Genomic DNA, 24833 nt, shown 5'->3' with positions numbered 1-24833 from the left:
TTTATTAAATTCATACATAACCTCCGTTAATGTTACTTTTTCGTATAGTATTTACTACTTTCATACGGATCTTGTATATACACGTTTGCTTTAAACATAAAAATTAAGCAAGTCAATTCCCAATTCGAAATACAGTTTTCACATCATGCTAAACGTTTTATTGTATTTCCCCCTAATGAAAATAACAATACGTTTACACTTTAATTTAGGAATAAGAAAGCTGCTGCAATTGAAAGGAGTAAAACTTCCTTCAATTGCAATCATACGTTGACTATTGAGTTAACAACGAGTTCCATTACTCGTGCTTACTTTTGTTATCTGTCGTTATCAACATTCCCGTTGATGGTATGAAAAGCTTCTAGCGCAATGTAAATCTCATCCTCTACCGCTTGAGCGACAAAGTCTTTATGCGGATCATAATTATCCATATCCGAGTATGCGTAGCCATCTAATGCGACAATTCCACCTGCTTGAACACCTCGCAGCTTGGCAATCGTATACAATGCAGCAATTTCCATCTCTGCACCGAGTGCGCCAGAATCTTTATACATTTTGTGCGGGAAAGCAACCGGCCCTGCATAAAACGCATCTAATGTAACGATCGTCCCCGTCCCGAATGTCACCTCTCTTGCTACCGCAGCATCATGAAGAGCTTGTACAATTCGAAAATCAGCGACCGCTGGAACACCGTCTGGAACCATTTGATTCGTCAGACCGTCTGCTCGAACAGCAGAATCAGCAATAATTAAGCTACCTGGAGGCAATGCTTTCGTATAAGAACCAGCAGTTCCGACACGGATAAGCTTTTTTGCTCCTGCTTTAATTAATTCCTCAAAGCTCACTGCAGCGCCCGGTGCACCTACACCATGACTTGATATTGTCACTTTCGTTCCTTTGTATTCCCCATTAAACGTCCGATATTCTCTTGCGTAAGCTATCTCCTCATAAGAATCCAACTTCTTAGCAATTACCTCTGCTCGAAATGGATCCCCACATACAATGACGAGTGGAGAAATACCGTCCACTGGTATTCTTGTTGTTGGCATTTTTTCTACAGTTTCAGTCATATGATGACCACCTTTCAATAAATTGACTACACACCGATTACGTAAACTATTAAATAAAAGCAATGGAAAACCTCGCAACCATCCGATTTTCTCAACGATATGTATAAGCTGAATAGTTACGCCTACTTCTTTTCATCGATCCAATTAATCGTTAAATTTTATATGTGTGTTAGCTGCCGGTATACTGTAAAGAGGTATGACCTCTGAACAACCTTTATTTTACGCTTCCACCTGCAGAGCGTCAATACGAATTCATATTTTTTCGTAGTGGAAATGCAAACGTATGTTAATAGTAGAATTAAACACATATTTGTTGGTCTCCTTTTAAGAAGTAAAACCTTCTGGATCTAATACCATTTATTAATTAAATAAGCACACGCTACGCTTAGTTTAAGTAAATATTTTAAAAAGATACGTGACCCTTTAATTGTTCCAAACGAGACAATACTCTATTACGAAACTGGACGGGTCTCCGATCTACTTTTAAAAAATTACGTACTTTCGAATTTTTGTACGGGAAATTAGGATGGCTCACCAACACGAGTGAATGGAAGTTGCAAAACGCCAACGGGAGGAAAGAGAGGAACGAAAATTCATCGAAGGAATTTCTACAAAAGAAATCAATACATATCCGAAAAGCAGTCTATCAACTCAATGGAACGATGAAAGAAAAGCTCCCAACTAAGCCAACTTCTAACGAAGTAAACGACGTCGGTTGCCGATATTTGGAGGACACCTTACTACAACAAGAAAACGACTAAAGCATAGACACAATCGGAGCATTCGTTTAACAAGTATTGTAAACCACGTATTACAAATATTACAGTTTTGTTTAAATTCAGATTTTTGATAGCTTTATTAGTATGACGTGTTAAAATAATAGTTAAATGTACATATGAAGATACAAGCAAGATTCGTTTTTTAATACGAAATAATTATAATGACATATCGACTGCACGTACTGTGCCTGCGAAAAGCGGACGTCTGGAATGAAAGGTAACGGATTTAAGAGCTGGATAAGATTTACGAATCTGTCAAAAAGAATAGAAATAAAAGCCGGATTATTAACGCCTAAACATATCATACGAGGAGTGGTGAACATGAAAATGCTATTTCGAAAACTATTTGTTTCACTTATAGCTGTCCTTACACTCGGGATGTATATTCCACCAGCAACAATTAATACAGAGTCTTCGGATACAGATACAGAAGAAAGCAAAAACTCCGAATCAAGTAAGCTAACAATTCATGAATCACCTACTCTTTACACAGATAACTTTAATACGTATGAGACGACAATTGAATCTCATTCACCAGATCACGTCATTAATGCGTTAACTGAAAAAGCGAGAGCACAAACAATGGAAAAGATGGGGCCGAAAATCGTTGCTCACGTTGAAAATGAATTTGATCAAGTTATTTTACCTGTTATCGAAAATGTGTTTGCATCACTTATAACTGCTTCAGACGACATACCCCACGCTTATGCGATAACAGAACAACCTTCCAAAGGACTCGGTGAGCGAATCTTTCATTTATATGATGAGACAAATGAACAAGACATTGCGAAATTTCACGTTCGCCGCGATTTGCGGCCATTAGAAGGATACTGGTTTAATTTTCATTATCACTTATATACCGATAACTTTGAAGAGCATCATGAAATTGGAAATATATTTTGGGATAAAAACATCCCTCCAAAATGGATGGCCTAAGCGATTTAAGGTTCTAAATTCATGCTAAAAATAGCAGGATACTTATCGAATAATACGATCACATTTACTAGCTAGCATTGCTTATCTTTTTCACGCTTTGCACTAAACACGATAAAATTTGGCTAATGATAGGAATCGTCTGTCTATGCACTTTCAATCTTTTCAAATCGCACATCGTTTGCAATAACAATACTCCCATTATTCATTGTTTGTCGCCCTCAGATTAATAGGGAGCTTCAAGCAATATTTATTATGCACTTTTTTATAAATAAGTGCTAAAATGATAGAAAAACTGGAGGAGATTAAATGAAATACTTTGCCGTTATATTACCTCTTAAAGATGAAGAGAAAAGCAAAACATATCGACCAAAGCATCTGGACTTTTTGGAAAAAATGAGACAAGAAAAGAAAGTATTAATGAATGGAAGATTTGTGGATGGTACGGGTGGATTAGTCATTTATATTGGTGAAAATATAGAACAAGTAGAAGCTTGGGTAAAGGAAGATCCGTTTATTGTTCATGGTGCACGCGATTATAATATTCACGAATGGGATATGGTAACAGACGCAACGATTAGTTTACATTCTTAAGCTTTTACTTTAACGATCGGTTTTACGTCTATTGACGCCGCCCCCAGCATATATTAAAAAGTGTGGAGAAATTCGTCACTTTACACATCCCACATTTGTATTTAAAAATTAAGGAGGTTTTTACAATCCCAAGCGGTATTCATGAAACGAATGTAGATGTATCACTCCAACGTGTTTGGACATTCGTTAGCAATATAGACCTTTGGGCACCATTAGCACCTGGATACAGAGCACATGAAGTAATAAGCAATCGACAATCAACATGGTGCTTTACTGGCGATGTTGGCTTTATTCAAAAAGAGATGCATTTAAATGTACATATTAAAGAGTGGAATGAACCTTCAAAGATCACATTTGAATTATGCGGTTTAAATGAAAATATAATTGGCGACGGATACTTTAAAGCTAAAAAACTACATGCCTCCAAAACCAAAATTACTGGATTTGTGAATATGAGGGCATATGGTTTAAAGGGACCGATGATTAACCCAGTATTAAAAGCAATAGTGCCTAAGATGACGCAACAGCTTACAATTGCTGTTGCCAATAAAATTAGGCACGAACAGTCGCTCACCTTGACTACGTAAATATATTGTACGGAATACGTACAAACGGCTTTAATTATCGATTTCGGATGATTGAAGCCGTTTTTTATTATCAGACTCGACCAGCACTTTTTTATACAAAACGTAAAGTTGGAAACAACTATGTATAGTGCAAGCACTGGAATTAATACAGTTATTCCATGAAAAAGTTGTTTCATTCACGAAGAAAAGAGGTATACGATTATTTGACATAACTATTTACCGGATATTCCAGTACTATCTATTTCTATTAAGCAAGCACACGTTGCTCCCGTTAAATAGCCCAACTAATTATTATTTAAATTAAGTCAATTTCATAATTGCCATTTTTTAAAAAACACAAAAGAACAGAATGTTAAAATCCACTTAAAAATTTAAAGCTAGATTGGTGTCTGCTGTGTTCTATCCGGATCCACTCCGCTTTCCGCACGCAACGCCTCAACTAATTTTAGAAGATTTCGCCAAAACTTTTAAAATGGATTTTCTGCTGTTGCTTTTCCTGAAGGAGTCTGCGTGAATCCGGATTCCACACAGACGAGTTGGTGTTGCTATGCAACTAATAATTACCAATAAACACAAGCCATAAATTATATTCAAAATAATTACTGGATATTCAAAATGGTGTATAAATTTCCGTAAATTACGAAGTGACATTCTATTTAAATTTTGGTATATTTAACGAAGTCTCAAATTTGTTTATCTTATCCCCTTACTATAGATAGATTTAATACAATAATGAGAGGGGGTATCTGCGTAAAAGGGGACGCAGATCAACTATGATAAATCAACAGAGAGAAAATTCAACAGAAAAGCCATCGAATGTACTCTATATCTCCGCCATTCTTGTTGCCTTATTTGTACTATGGGGAACATTTTCTCCACAATCGCTTAGCGAAGCAGCGGGAAATGCACTCGGATGGATGATAACTAATTTTGGCTGGTTCTATATGCTCGTAGCTGCTTTTTTTGTGCTTTTTGTAATTATTTTAGCCATCAGTCCATATGGAAAAATTCGATTAGGGAAAGATGATGACCGACCAGAATTTTCATGGATTTCTTGGGTGGGCATGCTTTTTGCTGCAGGGATCGGTGTAGGCTTTGTTTTTTGGGGCGTTGCTGAACCTGTATTAAACTATTTAAACCCACCTGTCGGCTATGAGCCGAATACGAGTGAAGCAGCAATTGCTGGTTTACGGTATGGTGTGTACCATTGGGCGTTGCATCCATGGGCAATTTTTTCCGTTGTAGGCTTAACTTTAGCATATGTCCAATTTAGAATGAATCGACCAGCACTCATAAGCTCTGCTTTTTATCCCATTTTGGGGAAGCATACAGAAGGCTGGCTCGGTCAAATTATCGATATACTAGCTGTTCTAGCGACTTGTACGGGAGTTGCCACTACATTCGGATTAAGTGCTATGCAAATGTCTGGCGGTATAGCACATTTGACACCAATTCCAAACACGATTTGGACACAAATTGTAATTATTGGAATTGTAACCGTTCTCTTTATTTTTTCCGCTGCTCGCGGTGTTGATCGCGGGATTAAAATATTAAGTAATATTAATATCGTCGTAGCAGGCTTGTTGCTTGTGTTCGTTTTGACTATCGGACCAACAATCTTCATATTTGAAAGCATGGTCACAACGCTCGGCGGGTATATTTCAAATATTATTCCAATGAGCCTCACTATGACACCTTTTAATGAAAGCGAATGGCTCGGCAACAATACGATTTTCTTTTGGGCATGGCATATCTCATGGGCCCCATTCATGGGGTTGTTTATCGCTCGAATTTCAAAAGGAAGAACGATACGTGAATTTATTGCTGGTATTTTGCTTGCACCAACTGTCCTTGCATTAATTTGGTTTACAACCTTTGGTGGAACAGCGTTAAATTTGGAGATTTATGGACCTGGTGGAATTGCTGATCTCGTAACGGATAATGTCGAGATAGCTTTATTTGCTACACTCGCAGAATTACCGCTCAGCGCGATAACGAGTTCGATTTCCATGCTGCTTATTTTCATTTTTTTCATTACGTCTGCCGATTCAGCAACGTACGTACTTGGTGCAATGACTTCACGCGGGAGTTTAAATCCTTCTTTATCCGTAAAGCTAATTTGGGGCTTTCTTATTGCCGGTACAGCTAGCGTTTTATTGCTAAGTGGTGGTGGAGGTTTAGATGCGTTACAAACAGCATCTATCATTGCTGCATTACCCTTTGGTATAATTATGATTTTAATGGTTATTTCTATTCTTATTATGCTAAAACGAGACTGGGCTTCTACGCATCCAAATACACGCTTTCGCCGAAAAGGAAAAAAGGAACGATCTGTACAAGCAATTACAGAGCAAGTAAAAAAGGAAGTACGTGAAGAGGTAAAAGAAGAAATATATGAAGAAGTAAAAGAAAAGATTTATAAAGATATAAAAAATGACTTATAATTGATTTGAAAACGTCCCTTACATTTACAAACTGAGGGACGTTTTCAATTTCGATTTAAGCGGTACTTTGTTCTTCTACACAATGTGGAAGAAGTTTATTTTCTGTATATATTAGTTAACAGAACCGAATCGTTATAATACTTTACTTAAAAAGGCTTTCGTCCGCTCCTTTTTCGGCTCTGTAAATATTTGATTAGGCTCTCCCTCTTCAATTAGATATCCTTCGTCCATAAATAGAACTCGATCTCCCATTTCACGAGCAAACCCCATCTCATGCGTAACGACGATCATCGTCATTCCTTCCTTCGCCAGTTGTTTCATTACATCAAGCACTTCATTAACCATTTCTGGATCAAGGGCGGAGGTAGGTTCATCAAACAGCATAATTTTCGGTTGCATTGCAAGCGCTCTAGCAATCGCAACTCGTTGCATCTGTCCGCCGGATAATTGTTCTGGAAAAGCAAACGCCTTATCTTCAAGCCCTACCTTTTCCAGCAAGCTATGAGCTAACGCTTCTGCATGCTGTATATCCATTTTCTTTATTTTCCTAGGAGATATTGTTATGTTGTTCAAAACATTCATATGGGGAAATAAATTAAATTGCTGAAACACCATACCGACTTCTTTTCGGATATCGTTAATGTCCGTTTGTGCATCATTTACTTTTACACCTTTAATATAAACAGCTCCTGCAGTTATGTCTTCTAATAGGTTGATACAGCGCAAGAATGTGCTTTTACCTGAGCCACTTGGACCGATTACACAAATAACCTCTTGCTCTTTTACTTCATAATTAATCCCTTTTAATACTTCTAGCTTGCCAAATGATTTATACAATCCATCTATTTTTATCATTTGATCACCTTTCAATTGAACGGCCAAAAGTGAACATTCGCCTTTTTTGTGAAGGTACATAACGATTGCTAAATCGTTTTTCCACATATGCTATTACTTTCGTAAACAAATACGTTAGGAACAAATATAAAATTGCTACCGTTAAATAGGGCTCCCAAAACTTCATATACGCACCAGCAACTACCTTACCTGCATATAACAAGTCGTTCGCCGCAATTACTGTAACGAGAGATGAATCCTTCAATAATGCGATAAGCTCGTTTCCAAGTGGAGGTACCATTCGACGGAATGCTTGCGGTAATATAATACTTTTCATCGCCGTACGATGTGGCATACCTAGCGATCTTGCTGCTTCCATTTGCCCTTTTTCAATAGATTGGATACCCGCTCTAATAATTTCAGCGTTGTATGCGGCACAATTAAGCATAAGCGCTACCGATCCGGAGACGAAATAGCCTAAGGATTGTCCAAAGAAAGTAGGAATAAAAGCTAAATGGATTAGTAATATTTGAACGAGTAACGGTGTTCCACGAAAAAAATCGACATAGTATTTACAAGGATAATAAATCCACTTCTTTTTTGATAATTTCCCTAAGCCTAAAAATAAGCCGAAAATTATTCCTCCGATATAACCGACTGCAGTAAGTGCCAAGGTAACCCCTAATCCCCGAATAAATAGTTCTTTATAGCTCCAAATCATATCAAAACGAATATCTGGTAAAAATTCGATCGCGTTCACCCCCAAATATGTGCAAAGGGCTTATATAGCAACAAGCGCCGAGAAAAATAGAATAAGACGAACGTACACACATACGACAGTTTTAGAAAATAATGAAGACGTTTTTATTCTACCGTTCCCAAACGCTTGTGTAGGCTATAGTATGCAGGAAGATTCACCCTGAGCTGCACGCTATAATGCGTTTACTCCACATCAAATCCAGTGATTTCTTTTAGCTTTCCACTATCCTTTATCGCTTGTATCCCTTTATTCAACTCCTCTACTAGCTCCGAGTTTCCTTTTTTAACCATCAATCCATAATACTCTTTTTCAAAGCTGTTATCTTCAATAAGCTTTACGTTTACATTTGGATTATTTTTAATGTATTCATTAACTGTTGAGTTATCGCCTACGGATGCTTCAACATTTCCATTAAGTAGTTCTTCAATCGCAATTGGCATCGTTTCAGAAGCGACAATATCTGCACTCGTTGCTCCCATCAAGTCTTTAAGCACTTGATGCCCAGTCGTATTAATTTGTACGGACGCTCGTTTACCTACTAAATCGTCCTTACTCTTAATACTTGAATCCTCTGAAACTAATATTACTTGATTCGCTACATAATATGGGTCTGTAAAGTCAAAGGACTCCTTACGATCATCTGTAATCGTAATTGAAGAAACTGCAAAATCTACTTCACCATTATCAACCGCAGGGAATAACGGCTCCCAGCCAATATTTTTAAATTCAACCTCTTTACCTAGTTCTTCGGCTATCGCCTCTACTAAATCTATATCTATACCTACAATATTTCCTTCACTATCCATATACTCCATAGGTGCGTATGTAGCATCCGTGCCAACTACCCATTTATCTTTTGTACTGCCATCTGATTCATTTTCGGAAGAACTTGAATCGTCTGAACCTGTCCCACAGCCTACTAGAAAAAGCAAAATAAATAAAAACATAAAAATTACGGAGAAAATATGTTGAACTTTTTTGTCATTCCGCACAAAAATCCCCCCATTCTTTTTTTATCTGAAATAAGGATATATTGTAATTTTTCAGATAATTATTTTAATTATATATGAACCGAATTTACTTATCAATAGCTTTTAAACGGTTCTAAAGACGGAACGTGCCTTTACTGTTTTTTAGGTAATTGGATTGGCTACAATAATTGTTATATATTTATCGTAGTTTTAACGTTGCTTTTATCAAAAAGCATTGCTTGAGGGTAATTAATTCTCTCTTTTGTTATTACGTGAAGGTGGATAAAATAATTGAAGTAAGTTGCTAGTGGGTAATGATCAATTCGGTTAGTCGAACGTATACCGCACCCTAAGAAGGACAGACTAGGCTGATAATTATACATGTACGTGTACGTATGACTACGATTGTGAATATAATAACGAAATCTACGCTGATTTTGTTCCGTAATTTCCTCAAGTGTAAAATATTTGTTTGCCATATTCATCCCCTTTCTATTCTTTTAAACATTTGTTCTCTAATGCATTCATAGCGTTATATACCTAGGAATAATTCACTATTTATAATGGTACTATATATAGAAATACAATTCAGCAAATAGCACCATATATTTCCGTTTTTTTACAAATCTCTTGTTCTTTTTAAGAACAAAAGTATGAGTTGTCATATACTTTATACGTTGTTTTATTATTTTATCCTATTTATCAGCGGAAGCGCTTTCGGGTTGATATTATTTACGATCCTTTTCAATTAATACGAGCTTCAATTCAAGTGCTTCTGCTACTTTTTCTAACGTATCAAGTCGTGGAATTGCGCCTTCTTTTTCCAACCGTGCAATCGCTGTTTGATGCAAGTTTGCTCTTTTAGCCAAGCCTCTTTGTGTAAGCCCAAGCTCTTTTCGCCTAAGTATCAATTCCGAAATAATATTTCTTTTGTCTTTGTCGTCGTAGTTACTCCTCCGAGATGTCATTTCATTCCATCCTTTTGTCTTATATTCTTATATTATTTAGTTCATAAATTTACTGATAGCTTACATAGTTATCAATTATTGCACTTTTTCTCGTGCTTCGTCCGTGTTCATAAATTAAAGTACTAGCATATAATATTTTCTAGTTGCCTTGTCCCCTCGTATATTACGTTTAGGCGTTATTATTCTCTATCTTTCCAAAATACATAAATTGGTTTTCAAAATTATATCACTAATTATAGGCGAAAAACATATCTTTCGTAATAGGTATATAGTACCATATATTCCTGAAATGTGAAATACAGTTCTTTCATTAAAAAAGTAAATTGACTGGCGCTTTTCACGCAATCAATCGAGCTTAATTTCGTACTGAATGTAAAAACAGCTTCGTTATACTATAATCAAGATTACTTAAAATTTTCATTACCTCTGTCTTTAATGAGAGGAGGAGAAGGAGTGATTAATATTGTTAGCGTTGGATCATATCGTTTTCGGTGGGAAGAATGCTGCTACATCGAGCTTAGAATATAGCAAAAGCTTTTCTGTTAAAGCGTTTAAAGGAGGGACACATGTCGATTGGGGTACATATAATTACCTCGCCTATTTCTCAAATAATAGTTACCTGGAATGGTTAGATATTTATGACTACGACGTTGCCAATCAATCGGATAACCCGTTAATTCAACATCTCCTTTATCAAATCGCCTCAAATCAAACAGGTCCATTTCAATTTGCTTTACGTACAAATAACTTAGAAAAGTATGTGAATCACTTTATAAAAAAAGGAATCCGATATAATGGTCCTTTCTATGGCAGTAGAACGAGACCAAATGGCATTAAACTAAATTGGAAAATGCTTTTTCCTGCTTATGATTATACAACTGAAATACTCCCTTTTCTTATTGAATGGGATCGACCATTTAATGAACGCGTTGATGTTAGTGTGCTCAATGCGCAAGCAATCGAATCTCTCTCCTTTGGAGCTTATGATAAAGAAAAATTCTCTCATATATATAGATTAAAATTTAAAAAGATCTATAGTAATACGTTGCCATTAACAAACGCTGCTTTCCATTTTAATACAGATTCGAGGCTAGACTACACGATAATATAATTTTACTGCAAAAGATACAACTCGAACTAACTTACACCAAATCAATGCGTACGAGCGACAAGAAACATAAAAAAAAGAAGTCAGACATCTCAAAAGATGGATCGTCTGACTTCAATTCCTCATTCCTATACAGGATGTATTAAACAGCCCTATTTACTGCCTTTTGATAAACTAATTTTTTCGTTTCATTAGAATGGCCCGATACTAATAACACTAGCAATAACGAGGAAAACACATGCGATTCCTGTCCAAATAAGAATCAATGGCCATACCCACTTCGCCCACTTTTCCCAAGGTATTCCAGCTAAAGCTAAACCGGCCATAAAATATGCACTTGTCGGGTTTATAACGTTTGTTATTCCATCCCCAAACTGATAAGCGACAACTGCAGTTTGTCGAGTCATACCAATTAAGTCAGCAACCGGAACCATAACAGGCATCGATGCCGCAGCCTGTCCGCTTCCAGACGGAATAAAAAAGTTAATAATCATCTGTACAAAAAACATTCCAATTGCGGATAAGAACGGAGGTAACATTGCAACGGATTGTGCTAAATAGTAAACGATTGTATCTAAAACCTTTCCGTCACTCAGAACAACAATTATTCCACTAGCAATTCCGATAACGAGCGCTCCAAACGTAATGCCTGCTGCTCCTTTAAGAAATTCCTCCGCTGTTCGATTTAGTCCTAAGCCACCAACAATTCCGGCAATTATTCCGATCGTTAAAAATGCTGCCGATAGTTCATGAATATACCAGCCGAGCTCAATGACCCCATAAGCAATTACAAGCAGTCCAACAAAGAATACTCCTAAAACAATTTTATGACGACCAGAAAAGCGTGCATCCTCATCCATTCCTTCAATGTTCAAATCGCGCTCTTTGTCCAACTCATACATCGGACTTTTAGTTGGGTCTTTTTTAATTTTCCGTGCATACATAACGATATATATTATTGTTGATAATACCATTACTGCATACATTGCCAAACGAAATCCGAGTCCAGAAAAAGGAGGAAGCTCAGCAATTCCTTGAGCAATTCCAACTGTAAATGGATTTAGAAAAGCTCCAGCAAATCCTGCACCTGCACCTAGCAATACGAGCGACATTCCCGTTATCGAATCAAGCCCCATCCGAATTGCTAATACGACCATAATTGGATAAAAAGGCAGTAATTCTTCTGCTAGACCCATTACAGAGCCAGCAAATGAAAATAATATTATAAATAATGGAATCGCCCATATTTCTTTTCCGTTTAGCTTCTTTATCGTAAAATTTATTCCTTTATCAATAACACCAGTCGATTGTATAATTCCAAAAGCTCCACCTACGATAAAAACGAAAAAGATAATATATGCAGCATTTTCCATTCCTTTTGGAACAGCCATGAGCATATCAAATAAGTTTTGTGGATTCGCATCTACTGAAGCAAATGATTCTGCGTCTACAAGTTCACGCCCTGTATTCGGATCTTCATAGCGTTCAAACTCTCCTGTAGGCAATACATACGTCAATAAACCGGCAAAAATAATTACACCAAATAATAGTACATACGTATGAGGCATCGTAAATCTTTTCTTCTTCGTCTCATTCTCTGTTTTTGAATGGCTCAAAAGTTCTCCTCCTTTTATTCTACTTCTTATATTTTTTTACTGTAATTCAATTCAAAACTATAATCGAGTTACTGCTAACTACTTGTTGGACTGCACCTGGATTTCATAACTCTTTAAACTAAGTAGGATCGCCCATCGCAGGACAGCTTCAGCTTAAGGATTGGCAAAAAGCATCCTATGACTGTCCATATTCAGTGAAGCATCACCTACGACGAGCACAACATCATCGGGTACAAATTATCGATCAAGATCGTAAATTTGTTGCCCTCCATTCGAAAATATACTTCTAAGTAGAATGTTTTGCTTGCTTTACTCTGAGATTAATTTAACTTTCTCTACTCTACTCGTAAATTGTTGCAGTTTTTTTTCATCGATAGCAACACCAAGTCCAGGCTGATCAGATAATCGTACGGTTGTCCCTTGGAAGGTTAAATCAGCTGCATCGTCTTTAAACATGTCTGGTCCAACCAACTCATGACTAACAACATTTTTAGTAGCAGCCATTACATGCAAACCAGCAGCAGAGCCGATACCTGACTCTACCATTGAACCCATTTGTGCTGGAACACCTGCCATTTCAGCTTGAGCAGAAAGCTTTAATGCAGGAAAGATTCCGCCACATTTCATAAGCTTAATATTTATATAATCAACTGCTTGTAAACGTAATAATTTATTCAAATCGCTCGAATTACGAATACCTTCATCCGCCATAATAGCTTCATCAGACTTTGCTCTTACAGTCGCTAGACCATCGTAGTCATCCGCTAATACAGGTTGTTCATACCAATCGACGTTTACGTTTTTCAATTTCCGTAGCGCTTTCAATGTGTTTGCAGCTGTTTTCCAACCTTGATTCGCGTCAACCTTTAAGGATACAGAATCTCCTACTGCTTCTGCGACTTGACGAATACGTTCTACGTCTACTGCCAAGTCTGTACCGACTTTCAATTTCAAAATAGTATACCCATTTTTGACGGCTTCTTTTGCTTCCGCTACCAATTGCTCAGGTGGTAAAATACTTAGCACGTATGGAACTGCCATTTCTTCTCGGTATTTGCCTCCAAGCAATTGATAAACAGGTGCTTGTAACGCCTTTCCTGTAATATCATAACAAGCGATATCTATTGCTGACTTGGCTGTTGGAGCACCATAAACGACACCATCCATCGCTTCGTGAATTCGTTCCATCTCAAATGGTGATTTCCCCGCAATCGCTGGAAGGAGTGTATCCTTTAACATTGCTATTGTACTTTCGAGCGACTCTCCAGTAACATGCTCATCTGGCGTAGCCTCACCCCACCCGATAATACCTGTATTTGTTTTCAGTTTAAGGAGTACTGTCGGCATATGATGGTACGTCGTGTATGAAATAATGAATGGTTTTTTTAACGGGTATGCCACACCATATATTTCTGCTTCGATTATTTTTATGTTTTCCAACTAAAGATCCTCCTCATTTAAAAGCTTCTTCGCTACGTTGCTAATAATTGTGCATCCCGTAATAAGCATGGATTCATCAATATCGAATTTCGGGTGATGGTGTCCGTACACTCGCTCCTCGCTACCAATCCCAATAAAGAAATATACTGCTGGGATTTCCTTCGTATAATAAGCAAAGTCTTCACCACCAAGTGTCGGCTCATTCGTATATACATTTTCTTCCCCAACAACTTCTATCGCTTCATTACGCACAATTGATGCTAAGGTCGGATTATTGCTTAATGGCGGCTCGCCACGATTAAACGTGAACGCATACGATGCTCCAAATGCTCTACATGTTCCTTCAATGATGCTAGTCATACGTTCTTCAATTTTGTCGCAAACAGTTTCTTTAAAATAGCGAACTGTTCCAGACAAATGTGCTTTATCAGGGATAATATTGTAGTTAGAACCTGATTGTAATTCACCAAACGAAATAACAGCAGCATCTGTTGGTTTTAATGAACGACTTACGATCGTGTGAATTTGTGTAATTATTTGTGCTCCAACTAATATTGGATCGACTGTTGTTTCCGGCATTGAACCATGACCACCATGACCTTGAATTGTAATTTCAAACTCAGACACACCTGCCATCATGTAATCATCACGAACAGTAATTTTACCTGAATCTACTGGTTGCCATAAATGCGCACCAACAATGGCATCAACATTTTCTAAAACGCCTCGTTCGACGAGCTGCTTCGCTCCACCAGGAGACACTTCTTCTGCATGCTGGAATATAAACTTAATATTTCCTGCTAACTCTTCTGCATGATCCTGAAAATATTTTGCAACACCGAGAACCATTGCCATATGTCCGTCGTGGCCACATGCATGCATAATCCCTTCCTTTTTGGAAGCAAATGGAAGGTTTGTTTCTTCCTGAATCGGCAATGCATCCATATCTGCCCGAATTGCTATTGTTTTACCAGGTTTTTTCAGCGGTAATGTTGCAATTACATCTTTACCTGTCAATGATTCACATGTATAGCCAAGCTCTGTCATTACGTTGTGAATATATGCTGTCGTTTCTTTTTCTTGGTGCGAAAGCTCTGGATACTGGTGTAGGTGACGACGGTGTTTGATCATCCATTTTTCTAACACATCTGACGATTGCATGTTAAAAAATCCCCTTTCTGCTTCCAATTAGCACGTACTCATTTTTCGGTTACCGTTGTAATTGCTTTCATATGTTAAATGAGCGATTCGATTCAAAGAGTTTTTATTGTTTGCAAGCATTCACATGAAAATAAGTCGTGTCTTGCCTTTGCTCACACATCCTTTTAAACAGTAAATTCTGAATATTATCCGGAAGTACTGTTAATTTTTTTGCAAATTACAATACGGAATCATCTTGTCGCTAATTGTCGGTAATTAAACAAAATATACAGGAATTACCCATTATTGTCAACGGGATACATTGGAAAGGTATGTTTATTTAAATTCAATTATTTTATTAAAGCTGATCTAAAAAGTCCTGTTCCAGCTGATATAAAGAGCGCGGCCTCCCTTGTGTATACGGTCTTTCCGAACCAATAATTTTTAATCGACGTGCTTCTGACAATTTTTTCAACAATCTTTCCGAGCTTCTTCTGCTTACTTGGAGATAAGCTGCCAAATCGTGAGAAGAAAATGCTTTACCTGAAAGGCTGTCGTTAAATGCTTTTAAGTTCGCAAGTGTAGCCATCGGTATATTCATCGACTCAGCCAACGGAATAATTGCTTCGTTATTGCTTTTTAATTGAATAAAATGGCGACTATTCCCAATTGGACCCAACAATTCTTTATTTTCGTTAATAACAACAGTTCCCTGGTTACGATCTAGCGCATATTTATGGGCAAGCTTTCCGTGTTTCTCGGCTTCATTAAAAGAACTACCTATCCCAAATCCAACAGCAAGATCGACTTGAAGCGCATCGCGAACTCCTTCTCTAAGTGAACAACGCTGATACCCTTCTGTTAAAAGCCGTATGCTCCCGGATGTACCATGAATAACAAAGTTGGATGCATTTATTTTTCTGACCGAACCATTTGCATTCCGACACGCCTTTACTAAAAACTGGTACACCTTTTCATGAAGCGCCGTATCATCCACTACATGTTGACCCTTTTCAATGGAAACAATGCCGACAGCCACTTGAGATGCTTTACGAATATAAAGCTCAGCTGCTTGCTGACTGAGCTTTAGCGCTTCTATTATATTATTATCTGGATCAATTAATCGAATCGTTGGAACGCCAGCTTCTACTAATCGATCTCTTACTAAGTGGATACTTGTAACTGCCAGTTTAATCTTGCCTTTTTTCCATAAATCATAATGAAATTGATAAATCGTATCTAAATTAAATCCAGTGTCCCCATTTATTAAAGGATTAATATCTTTTATAAAGTTAATTTTTAATGGAAATCCAAGCTCATCGCTTACTCTTTGTACTGTTTCATCATCAATTATATCTAAAGATATTTCTTTAAAAGCAATGTTATACGTTTGCTTAATATGAAGCAGCGTGTATACGAGGTTATTTTCATTATATTCAACAATTTCGACAGGCTGACTCGTCTTTTGTAAAGCATCCTTTACATACAAATGCGGCAGTGGCCCTGAAAACAATAGTACATGTGCACTACTTGCTTTCTCAATAAAGCCGACCACCTCTTTCGGATTTTTATATACAAATGGAATAATTGAATGACGAAAGTTTATTTGCTTGCTAATTTTTTGCAGCCTGTCCATAAAAAAGATCGGTCCAAATACTGCAATTTGATGCTTCATACAATTCAGCTCCTTTGATGCACACCATGAAAAGGTTTCATACTACTCTTATTTTATAGTCAGATTTCCGGACGTACGAATGTAAAGTGGAAAACGGAATTTACATTATTTCAATAGACGAATTGTTAATGGGATACGATATCTTTCACCATTGTATGCTTTTATAAGTGCGATTAATGTAAAAATAAACATTAATATTGCAATAACAATAATTAATATAAATCCAACCAATACGAGCATTAAAATTGTACTTATTATCGAATAAATTGTAAAAGAAATAAAGAAATTAAAATATTCCTTCCCGTGAAAGTCAATAAAATCCGAATCATCCCGCTTAATTAGCCAAATAATTAATGGCCCTAAAACAGGGACAAAGAAGCTGACTATGTACATAAGCATCGCTATCATTCGTTCATCGCTTGTTGGCATGTTGTATTCACCTCACTTTAATCGCTTTTTTATTATTATGCAGGAAGAATAATCATCCGTCTAGCTCATGCATGCGAACGATTGAGTCATATAATTCGTTTGTCTCGTTATATAATTCATTCCTAATATTTCATTGTTAGATGGTGATTTCAAATTTTCTTCGTACCATTATTTATTTAATTCCTTATAAGCGACTACCTTTAATGCGATCAGCTCTTCTTCGGTAAATGTACCTTCCATTTTTCTTACGATTTGCTCAATATCATTAGTTGTAAGCCCCTGATCAAATTGAGTTTGAATTTGCTTTAATTCTTTGATGCCAACTTTCTTTATAATTAATTTAGCCGCCTGTTCTTTAGTAGTAAAAGGCAAATTATCTTCATCCACGCTTTCAGCTTCTTTCAATAGCTTTGTCAGTTGTGGATCGTTTTCAATAAACTGCTTTACTTCTTCCAGCTCGCCGCTTTTTTCAAGCTCATTTGTAATCGATTCAGATATATTTTCAGACGCAATTTTTATGCCGAAATGGTAAACACTAAACCCTAACAAACCAATTACGAACAGAAAGACAAATCCAAATTTAATAATCCTCATCCCGTATTCTCCCTCGTCTATTATGTTTAGGCAATATTTTTCCCGCCTCCGCCTAATAAAAATAAGTCCCTTCACAGTCGGGAATGACTTGCCTGACGCTACCCAGTTAAGAGACGAAACTCTACATGCTGTTCAAGAGAAGTCGTATCACCCTATGCAGCCTACTCCTACAACTACTTGCTTCTATATACCCATTTACCATCCAATTTTTCTTTCGTTATTTCACCTAAGCTTTCTAGGCGATTCAAATGACCAATTATTTCAGACATAACTAAAGGAAAAAGCGTTTCAAACCTGTTTTTGTACAACGTACGGGCAATATGAGCGGCTGTACGTTGAAAATCATTAATCAGCGCTTTTATTTTTTCTGATTTATTCTGTATCCGTGTTAAGCGCTGCGTGATGAGCGCTTGCACATCTTGAATCATTTCTCCATGTCCAGGAAAAACAACTGCGACTGAATAAGCACGCAATTTATTCAACGAGGCCTCATAGTGTATAAGCGATTGAATCATTTCTCCATTTATGTCCGGTTCGATTAACGCGTTGCTCGCAAGATGATCGAGTATATGATCTCCTGAAAATAACCAGCAATTCTTTTCATCATATAAAGCAATTTGATCTTCCGCATGACCAGGCAATTCGATTACTTCTAACCCGTCAATTACATCTCCTTCTTTTAACGTATGAATTGTACGGTCAATTTTTTGATTGCTATTTTTATCGGCAGCTTCTTTTAATCTTTCAACTTGCTGTACGCCGTATTCTCCACCATCCATTTGGGGTGTGTTCTTCTATACAGTAATCAAAAATATCAAATTAAAAAATGAAAAGTAACAAAAGGAGCAGAAGCATATGATTGTAGGGTACGACAAAAAATGCGTATATCCGGTAATCATTCCTACCTCATCCAGTCTACGCTCATATAATTTCTTTATTGTAAAAAACATCCTTCGCTTCAAACGCTGTCGGTAAGCAAAGCAATTTATCTAGGTGCGGATGCTTTATTTGCAACTCGCTATTATTTAACAATACATTAAATGGCTGCATACAACAAACATCTATAGTGAACAGATTGGGTCAAGTATTTGTGGGTGTTATTTTAAGAAGTTAAAAAACCTCTCTTTGTATTCGTTAATTTTAGTATTGATTCCTACCGACCGCAGTAGATATACACTACGCTTAATTCTTTCAAAGTAAATTGAGATATGATATTTTTCATTTAAGGACCTCTTTTCTTTTGTTAGTTGTGTTGTCGTAACTTAACTATACAAAAGAGGGTCCTTTTTTTCATGGTACACGACTAAATTATCCCTAGATGATGTAACCACTCCCAGTTGATTGTAACGGAAGCTGGTGACTCCTGCGGGAATAGCACGCGTCTGAAGACTCCGCAGGAAGTGATTTTCTTCCGAAGAGGCTGAAGCCGTGCCCACGGAAAGCATCCACCTGCAGTGAAAATCAAAGGTGTTATTCATGTGTATTTCGTTCGAAGTAAAATTGATCACATATTATCTAGTTAGATTCGTGCATCTGTTCCCCCACAATCATTTTACTCATACTCGTGATGTGTTTTAAGTCGAGGAATACATACTAATGAAGTAGAACAAAAACAATAAAGCTTGCGCTCTGATTTCGCTGACGTGCACTTCAGCCGACAGGCTTTCCGCGGATGCTGCCTCAGCTTCTGTAGCTCCTCTACCCGAGTCGCTAGGTTTTAGACGACTTTTATTCTACAGAGGAATTCACTTGTTTTTTATTAGAAAATCAAAATGACGTTCGTGAATTCCCTTCACATTTCCCTACCAAAAAGTAATGTGACTTTTTTCACCAACGTCATATATTGTACTACCGTTTATTTATTATTGAGCAGTATAGCCGCCGTCTAATACAATTGCTTGCCCTGTTATTCCTTTCGCTTTTTCACTTGCCAAAAACAAAGCAGTGTCTACGACCTCTTGGACGTCAAGTAAGCGTCTTTGCGGAACGAGCGGATAAATAACTTCTTCTAAAACCGATTCAAGCTGAACGTTTCTTGTTTTTGCCAGTTCAATTAATTGATTGCGAACGAGTGGCGTATCTACATACCCTGGACAAATTGCATTAACCGTTATTCCATCGGCTGCTGTTTCTAATGCCGTTACTTTAGTTAGTCCAATAACTCCATGCTTTGCAGAATTATAAGCAGCTTTTCCAGCAAATCCAACAAGTCCATTAATAGATGACATATGTATAATTCTACCAAACTGTTGCTTCCTCATATAAGGTAAGGCGATTTTCGTGGCCATAAAAGGAGCAGTTAGCATGACCTTTATAAGCTGCTCAAACGTATCGGTTGGAAATTCCTCAATCGGAGCAACATGTTGGAGGCCGGCATTGTTTATAACAATATCAATTGCTCCAAAGCTTTGTATTGTATCTTTAATCGCCGTGTTGAGCGCCGTCTCAGATGTTACATCGCAACGAAGCGGGATAATATTCTTGCCTATCGTTGCCCGTGACCTTTTAAATTCAGAGACTTGCAAATCTGTTGCTACGACCTTTGCCCCGGCATCGGCGAATGCATTCGCAATTGCAAAACCGATACCACTTGCTGCGCCAGTTATAAACAGCACTTTATTTTTAACCATACTGTCCGCTCCTTTCGTATACTTTTAATACGAATAGTATCTGTTTTAATGTTCCTCATTCCGCCTATTTAATCGGACATACCTATATATTGTTCACAATTATTACCTGTTGCACCAATTAAGAAATATATAGCAACATTACATACGATTATCGAGCTTTTCTTTCTCCTGAAAGTACATACGAAGCTTGCTTTTATCAATTTTACCTACATCTGTTTTAGGTAACTCCTCCAAAACAACAAAACGTTTAGGAACTTTAAAACCACCTAAATGCTCTTTACAGTAGGCAATTAATGCACCTTCCTTATACGTGCATTGATCTTTCAGCTTTATAAATGCTGTTACTGCTTCCCCCCACTTTTCATCGTCTACCCCGACAACTGCAGCTTCAAGCACATCTTTCATACGTAAAATACATTGCTCGACCTCTTGAGGGTATACATTTTCCCCGCCAGTTATAATCAATTCCTTCTTCCTGCCTATAATATAATAATCGCCATCATTATCCACCTTAGCTAAATCGCCCGTTTTAAGCCATTCGCCCCAAAATACTTCTTTCGTTGCTTCGTCATTATTCCAGTACGTAGAAAATACATGCGGCCCACGAATATGCAATTCCCCAATCTCATCTACTCCACAATGTCCCTCTTCTTTGTTAAATATAGTTACTTCATTAAAACCAATCAAATTGACCTGCACGTATTAATTCAGGTGCAGAGTGCTCAAGTATTTCGCAAATAAATTGCTCATCCGCTGTTTGCATGGCGTGATAAGTTGACTGTATACTGTTTTTTTCCTGCTGAAACAGCTTGGCTGCTTGCTTATGTAATTTGATATATTTATTAGAGTTTATTTGTTGCCATTTATCTTGTAAAAACTGATGAAATAAAGCATGATATCGATATGAACCTTCTTCATCCAACAATTGAATAAAACTATGATTTTTAGACAACGCGCGTAAAACTTCAACTGCTTCTTCATTATAAAAACGTAACAACAGTTTTTCTGAAAACGTCTCAAAAATTGCAAAGGCTAACAGCCAATCCTGCATTTCACTAGATAACTGTTGAAACACTTCCTCAGATAAATACGTAAATACGTCCTCTAATACAGGAGAGACGGCAAGATTGAAAGCAACCTTCGATTGACTCATTTGCAGTGCAAGCAAGTTAACAGCAATGGCCCATCCTTCTGTTAAATGCATAATGTCCCTTGATTCCTTATCCTTTAACGAAATGCTATAGTAGTCTTCATAATAAACAGAAATTTCTTCTTCGGTGAACATAAGATCTTCTTCTGTAATTTCACAAAGCTGATTGTTAGCTTTTAATTTAATTAGATTAGTCCATTTCGGATACGTGCGTGACACGATTATTACATTCACATGGGGTGGCAACAGCTCGATAACTTCTTCTAGCATAAAGTTCACTAGAAATACATGATCTATTAAGTGAAAATCGTCAATAATAATGGTGAGCGTTGCGTCCAAATCACAGAGCGCATTTATAAATAGCGTTACCCATTGCTGTAAGTCTCGATCGCTCGGATAATAATCAGAAGGGGGAATCCAGCTGTTTAAGGACGCGCCAAAACGCGGAATAACACGTTGAATACTAGCCTTTAAATAAGCTAAAAAAGGGATTAGATCATCATCTGCTTCCGAAACGGTATACCAAGAAAAGCGGTCACCCGAATCTTTAACATATTGCGCAAGCCCTAAGCTTTTACCATAGCCAGCATCACTATGTATAATTGTAAGCTTCTTCATCCGTGCTTCGTTCAACTTTTTTATAAATGCTGCACGTCGCATATACGTGGTGGAAGGAATCGGCGGTATCAATTTCGAGCGAACGATTTGACTATAATCCATGGAATCCCCCTTTTTTCCTTTACAGCTGCATTCCCGCTAATGTAATAAATGGATTGTATTAAGCGTTTTTATCGTCTTTTAGTAACGTACGAGAATAAAACAAGCCTACAACGCCTACCCCGATAAATAATATTGCACGAACGACAATGGATACACTTGCAAGATCAACGATAAATAATTTAAAAACACAAAGAACTAGTAGAATGAAGCCGCCTATACGCACATATTTCCAATGCATTTTCCCTCCAAAGCTTACAGAGGCAAAAGCAAATAAAAATAACAAAAACGTATGACCGAGTAAAACAAATTCCTCATCCCAGTGCCAAACAGCTGTACTAGCTAAATACCATTTATTAATGAAAATGAAATACAAAAGCTGTACGCCAACGGCGAGCTTAGAGTACGATCGATTAAGCCACTCGGTATTTTTATAAAAAACTTTTCTTTTAATTGCAATAAAGCATACGGTGAATAACAATACATAGATAAGCTGTACAAATAGATGAAAATAAAAACCGTTGTTATCGTAAAAATCCCTCATTGGAATTACGATAAGAACAAGACCAACGATTCCGAAGCCAGCGATAGACGCATGTGTAACGAATAAACCGTGCTTCCATTTATGCATAAAGTACATGAGAATAAGCACGAGCAAATAAATAAGCATCTTTACGTGTAACGCTGTTGGATAGCTTATGTTCACCATATGTATGAACGTATTTGCTAAATGATGAATATATAAGAATACGATGAACTGACCAATTATTAAACTATGCGCAAAAAATGTTTGCTTCGTTTCAATTTTGGTGCGATTCATTTGATAGACTATATAATATACGCTGCACATTGTAATTAGAAGTGCCATCCAAGAAAAATGCTCAATTGAGAAAAAGCGCTGAATCGTAATGAATGAAATAACGACGTACGCCGTTAATCCATACACAAATGCACTCATTACAATCGTCCGTACAGCTTTATAATTGAATCCAACCCATAACCCAATCGTTCCATTAATAAGAAGGAAGATTAGCCGAAGCTGTGCAACATCCCATTGGATTGAAAGCAGCCATACACTTATAGTGAATACAGCAACAGCTGTAACAACACTTTTAAGCGTTGTACTTTTCTTGCGAATGAAGTAAATAGCGAGCATTGCATATAATAGCGCCAGTAAACCGTAGAGTACTGTTTCTTGCTGCCTCTCTAACAGCTTTATCCAAGCAATCATAAAGACAACGTTTGTATAAATGAGGACTTCATTGAAAACAACTCTGGAAACCGTACCCTTCACATAATAAACTAAAAGTAGAAGATGCTGAATAACAACCGTTCCTACAATGATCGGCTCTTTTCCGGTTGTACCTTCAAGTAATCCATATGCGAATAATGTTAAGTGAAACAATAGGAAGGTAATGTAAAAGGAAAGCTTATGCTTTTCACTAAGCGACACATAAAAAAACGATAAAAAAAGTACCAATATATATGTGCAAAATAAAAGCGTAGAAGCTTCTGCTCCTTCAAGCAAAAACGGAAGTAAGAAGCCCGCAATCGCTGAAAAAATCGTTAAGGTTTCGGACTTCATTCTCTTTGCTAAAATCATACCGCCAATGATGTATAAAATCCCAATACAAAAAGCAACTAGTGCATTAAAATAATCGTACAAATGATGCGCTGCAAAAGTAGTTAAAATGCCTAATGCAATAAAGCCTCCTAATAATGTATGACCGAATAGCTTTTTCTGTTGCTTCACATAATGCATACCTGCAAATAAAAGCAGAATCGTTCCTGTATAACCTATGACGACACGAATGGAATTCGTTATCCAGCCGTTATCCATTCCAACCTTTAAGCCCCATAACACGCCTAGCAACAAAATGAACATAAAAACTCTAGGAAGCCAAATTCCGAGCAAGCTCTCGAAATCTACTTTATCTTTCAATTTCGTATTGCTTGAGCTAGCTTGCTTCTGACGTACCGTATCAGACGTACGGCTACTTTGCTGCTTCGATATCGAATTAGATATTTTTCTCTTTTCACTATATTGTTGACTCAATGGCTCACTCGTTTGTTCCCGACTGTTCTCATCTACTCGATGGCTAACGAGCTGCTCCTTACTTTTCCCCTTTACCTCGAACGGTTCTTTCCCCTCTTGATTCGAATGTATCGGTTTATGCTGTTCATCAGGTTGATTACCTATGAACAATTGATCCGCTTCAGCCATTTCAATATGTTTAAGCTGCTGCTTCAACGTTCCGACTTCTGCCTCTAATTGTGAAAGCCTTTCACGCATTTCATTCAATTCTTCATGCAACTACAACCCCTCATTTCTGCATGTCTAATATCTAAATGGCCATTTTTTCCATTATATATGTACACCTACTTTTTAACAATCCT

At 37.2% G+C, this 24833-nt stretch carries 22 protein-coding genes; 5 read left to right on the top strand and 17 right to left on the bottom strand.

Annotated elements, in window-relative coordinates:
* Nucleotides 1–314 precede the first annotated feature (314 nt).
* Entirely contained in the window at nt 315–1067 is a 753-nt protein-coding gene (locus ACLIBH_RS10990; protein ID WP_439316745.1) for a nucleoside phosphorylase, read from the bottom strand.
* Nucleotides 1068–2167: 1100 nt separating this feature from the next.
* Between ACLIBH_RS10990 and ACLIBH_RS10985 the strand changes: the two genes are divergently transcribed.
* The 4 genes from ACLIBH_RS10985 (at nt 2168) to ACLIBH_RS10970 (ending at nt 6404) form a co-directional block, all read left to right on the top strand.
* Nucleotides 2168–2782 carry a YpjP family protein gene (locus ACLIBH_RS10985; protein ID WP_439316744.1) on the top strand — a complete coding sequence of 205 codons (615 nt, stop codon included), beginning with the start codon at nt 2168–2170 and terminating at the stop codon, nt 2780–2782.
* Between the two features lie 306 nt (nt 2783–3088).
* Entirely contained in the window at nt 3089–3373 is a 285-nt protein-coding gene (locus tag ACLIBH_RS10980; protein ID WP_439316743.1) for a YciI family protein, read from the top strand.
* A 62-nt stretch (nt 3374–3435) separates the two neighbouring features.
* Entirely contained in the window at nt 3436–3960 is a 525-nt protein-coding gene (locus tag ACLIBH_RS10975; protein ID WP_439316742.1) for a CoxG family protein, read from the top strand.
* A gap of 773 nt (nt 3961–4733) precedes the next feature.
* Entirely contained in the window at nt 4734–6404 is a 1671-nt protein-coding gene (locus ACLIBH_RS10970; RefSeq protein ID WP_439316741.1) for a BCCT family transporter, read from the top strand.
* A 132-nt stretch (nt 6405–6536) separates the two neighbouring features.
* Here ACLIBH_RS10970 and ACLIBH_RS10965 read toward each other — a convergent pair whose 3' ends face one another.
* The 5 genes from ACLIBH_RS10965 to ACLIBH_RS10945 all read right to left on the bottom strand — a co-directional run bounded on the left by ACLIBH_RS10965 (nt 6537) and on the right by ACLIBH_RS10945 (nt 9937).
* A complete protein-coding gene (locus ACLIBH_RS10965) occupies nt 6537–7259 on the bottom strand; it encodes an amino acid ABC transporter ATP-binding protein (RefSeq protein WP_439316749.1) in 723 nt (240 codons plus the stop codon).
* Between the two features lie 4 nt (nt 7260–7263).
* Nucleotides 7264–7989 (bottom strand): amino acid ABC transporter permease, encoded by a 726-nt coding sequence (locus ACLIBH_RS10960; RefSeq protein ID WP_439316748.1) that lies wholly within the window; start codon nt 7987–7989, stop codon nt 7264–7266.
* Between the two features lie 191 nt (nt 7990–8180).
* Nucleotides 8181–8945, bottom strand: a complete 765-nt coding sequence (locus tag ACLIBH_RS10955; RefSeq protein WP_439316747.1) for a basic amino acid ABC transporter substrate-binding protein — start codon at nt 8943–8945, stop codon at nt 8181–8183.
* A 215-nt stretch (nt 8946–9160) separates the two neighbouring features.
* A complete protein-coding gene (locus ACLIBH_RS10950) occupies nt 9161–9448 on the bottom strand; it encodes a hypothetical protein (protein WP_439316740.1) in 288 nt (95 codons plus the stop codon).
* A gap of 249 nt (nt 9449–9697) precedes the next feature.
* Nucleotides 9698–9937, bottom strand: a complete 240-nt coding sequence (locus ACLIBH_RS10945) for a helix-turn-helix domain-containing protein (RefSeq protein ID WP_439316739.1) — start codon at nt 9935–9937, stop codon at nt 9698–9700.
* Between the two features lie 463 nt (nt 9938–10400).
* On the opposite strand from ACLIBH_RS10945, the gene ACLIBH_RS10940 reads away from it, so the two are divergent.
* Nucleotides 10401–11048, top strand: coding sequence for a VOC family protein (locus ACLIBH_RS10940; RefSeq protein ID WP_439316738.1), 648 nt, complete (start codon nt 10401–10403; stop codon nt 11046–11048).
* Nucleotides 11049–11236: 188 nt separating this feature from the next.
* On the opposite strand, the gene ACLIBH_RS10935 is transcribed toward ACLIBH_RS10940, so the two are convergent.
* The 11 genes from ACLIBH_RS10935 to ACLIBH_RS10885 form a co-directional block, all read right to left on the bottom strand.
* Nucleotides 11237–12661 carry a YfcC family protein gene (locus tag ACLIBH_RS10935; RefSeq protein ID WP_439316737.1) on the bottom strand — a complete coding sequence of 475 codons (1425 nt, stop codon included), beginning with the start codon at nt 12659–12661 and terminating at the stop codon, nt 11237–11239.
* A gap of 309 nt (nt 12662–12970) precedes the next feature.
* Entirely contained in the window at nt 12971–14092 is a 1122-nt protein-coding gene (locus tag ACLIBH_RS10930; RefSeq protein WP_439316746.1) for a mandelate racemase/muconate lactonizing enzyme family protein, read from the bottom strand.
* Nucleotides 14093–14101: 9 nt separating this feature from the next.
* Nucleotides 14102–15262 carry a M20 metallopeptidase family protein gene (locus tag ACLIBH_RS10925; RefSeq protein WP_439316736.1) on the bottom strand — a complete coding sequence of 387 codons (1161 nt, stop codon included), beginning with the start codon at nt 15260–15262 and terminating at the stop codon, nt 14102–14104.
* 337 nt (nt 15263–15599) lie between these two features.
* Nucleotides 15600–16916, bottom strand: coding sequence for a hypothetical protein (locus ACLIBH_RS10920; RefSeq protein ID WP_439316735.1), 1317 nt, complete (start codon nt 16914–16916; stop codon nt 15600–15602).
* Nucleotides 16917–17021: 105 nt separating this feature from the next.
* Nucleotides 17022–17345, bottom strand: a complete 324-nt coding sequence (locus tag ACLIBH_RS10915; protein ID WP_439316734.1) for a DUF4870 domain-containing protein — start codon at nt 17343–17345, stop codon at nt 17022–17024.
* Nucleotides 17346–17513: 168 nt separating this feature from the next.
* Entirely contained in the window at nt 17514–17939 is a 426-nt protein-coding gene (locus ACLIBH_RS10910; protein ID WP_439316733.1) for a hypothetical protein, read from the bottom strand.
* 173 nt (nt 17940–18112) lie between these two features.
* Nucleotides 18113–18718, bottom strand: a complete 606-nt coding sequence (locus ACLIBH_RS10905) for a hypothetical protein (protein ID WP_439316732.1) — start codon at nt 18716–18718, stop codon at nt 18113–18115.
* A 1083-nt stretch (nt 18719–19801) separates the two neighbouring features.
* A complete protein-coding gene (locus ACLIBH_RS10900; RefSeq protein WP_439316731.1) occupies nt 19802–20569 on the bottom strand; it encodes a 3-hydroxybutyrate dehydrogenase in 768 nt (255 codons plus the stop codon).
* 138 nt (nt 20570–20707) lie between these two features.
* Nucleotides 20708–21256 (bottom strand): class I adenylate-forming enzyme family protein, encoded by a 549-nt coding sequence (locus tag ACLIBH_RS10895; RefSeq protein WP_439316730.1) that lies wholly within the window; start codon nt 21254–21256, stop codon nt 20708–20710.
* The gene (locus ACLIBH_RS10890) at nt 21243–22439 is read right to left on the bottom strand and encodes a hypothetical protein (RefSeq protein ID WP_439316729.1); all 1197 of its coding nucleotides are present in this window, start codon (nt 22437–22439) and stop codon (nt 21243–21245) included. The genes ACLIBH_RS10895 and ACLIBH_RS10890 overlap by 14 nt, the downstream gene beginning before the upstream one ends.
* Nucleotides 22440–22497: 58 nt before the next feature.
* Entirely contained in the window at nt 22498–24750 is a 2253-nt protein-coding gene (locus ACLIBH_RS10885; RefSeq protein WP_439316728.1) for a DUF2339 domain-containing protein, read from the bottom strand.
* Nucleotides 24751–24833 lie beyond the last annotated feature (83 nt).

The sequence above is a fragment of the Virgibacillus sp. W0430 genome (assembly GCF_051846935.1).
In the GTDB taxonomy this organism is placed as follows: domain Bacteria; phylum Bacillota; class Bacilli; order Bacillales; family Amphibacillaceae; genus JBPYCR01.
Note: the sequence above shows the minus strand (reverse complement) of the source record. Positions and strands in the feature narration are given on the sequence as shown.

Excerpts from the sequence above, each read along its gene's own strand:
- ACLIBH_RS10990 (WP_439316745.1), bottom strand. The coding sequence starts at position 1,067 with ATGACTGAAACTGTAGAAAAAATGCCAACAACAAGAATACCAGTGGAC.
- ACLIBH_RS10985 (WP_439316744.1), top strand. The coding sequence starts at position 2,168 with ATGAAAATGCTATTTCGAAAACTATTTGTTTCACTTATAGCTGTCCTT.
- ACLIBH_RS10980 (WP_439316743.1), top strand. The coding sequence starts at position 3,089 with ATGAAATACTTTGCCGTTATATTACCTCTTAAAGATGAAGAGAAAAGC.
- ACLIBH_RS10970 (WP_439316741.1), top strand. The coding sequence starts at position 4,734 with ATGATAAATCAACAGAGAGAAAATTCAACAGAAAAGCCATCGAATGTA.
- ACLIBH_RS10965 (WP_439316749.1), bottom strand. The coding sequence starts at position 7,259 with ATGATAAAAATAGATGGATTGTATAAATCATTTGGCAAGCTAGAAGTA.
- ACLIBH_RS10955 (WP_439316747.1), bottom strand. The coding sequence starts at position 8,945 with ATGTTTTTATTTATTTTGCTTTTTCTAGTAGGCTGTGGGACAGGTTCA.
- ACLIBH_RS10950 (WP_439316740.1), bottom strand. The coding sequence starts at position 9,448 with ATGGCAAACAAATATTTTACACTTGAGGAAATTACGGAACAAAATCAG.
- ACLIBH_RS10945 (WP_439316739.1), bottom strand. The coding sequence starts at position 9,937 with ATGACATCTCGGAGGAGTAACTACGACGACAAAGACAAAAGAAATATT.
- ACLIBH_RS10925 (WP_439316736.1), bottom strand. The coding sequence starts at position 15,262 with ATGCAATCGTCAGATGTGTTAGAAAAATGGATGATCAAACACCGTCGT.
- ACLIBH_RS10920 (WP_439316735.1), bottom strand. The coding sequence starts at position 16,916 with ATGAAGCATCAAATTGCAGTATTTGGACCGATCTTTTTTATGGACAGG.
- ACLIBH_RS10915 (WP_439316734.1), bottom strand. The coding sequence starts at position 17,345 with ATGCCAACAAGCGATGAACGAATGATAGCGATGCTTATGTACATAGTC.
- ACLIBH_RS10910 (WP_439316733.1), bottom strand. The coding sequence starts at position 17,939 with ATGAGGATTATTAAATTTGGATTTGTCTTTCTGTTCGTAATTGGTTTG.
- ACLIBH_RS10905 (WP_439316732.1), bottom strand. The coding sequence starts at position 18,718 with ATGGATGGTGGAGAATACGGCGTACAGCAAGTTGAAAGATTAAAAGAA.
- ACLIBH_RS10900 (WP_439316731.1), bottom strand. The coding sequence starts at position 20,569 with ATGGTTAAAAATAAAGTGCTGTTTATAACTGGCGCAGCAAGTGGTATC.
- ACLIBH_RS10890 (WP_439316729.1), bottom strand. The coding sequence starts at position 22,439 with ATGGATTATAGTCAAATCGTTCGCTCGAAATTGATACCGCCGATTCCT.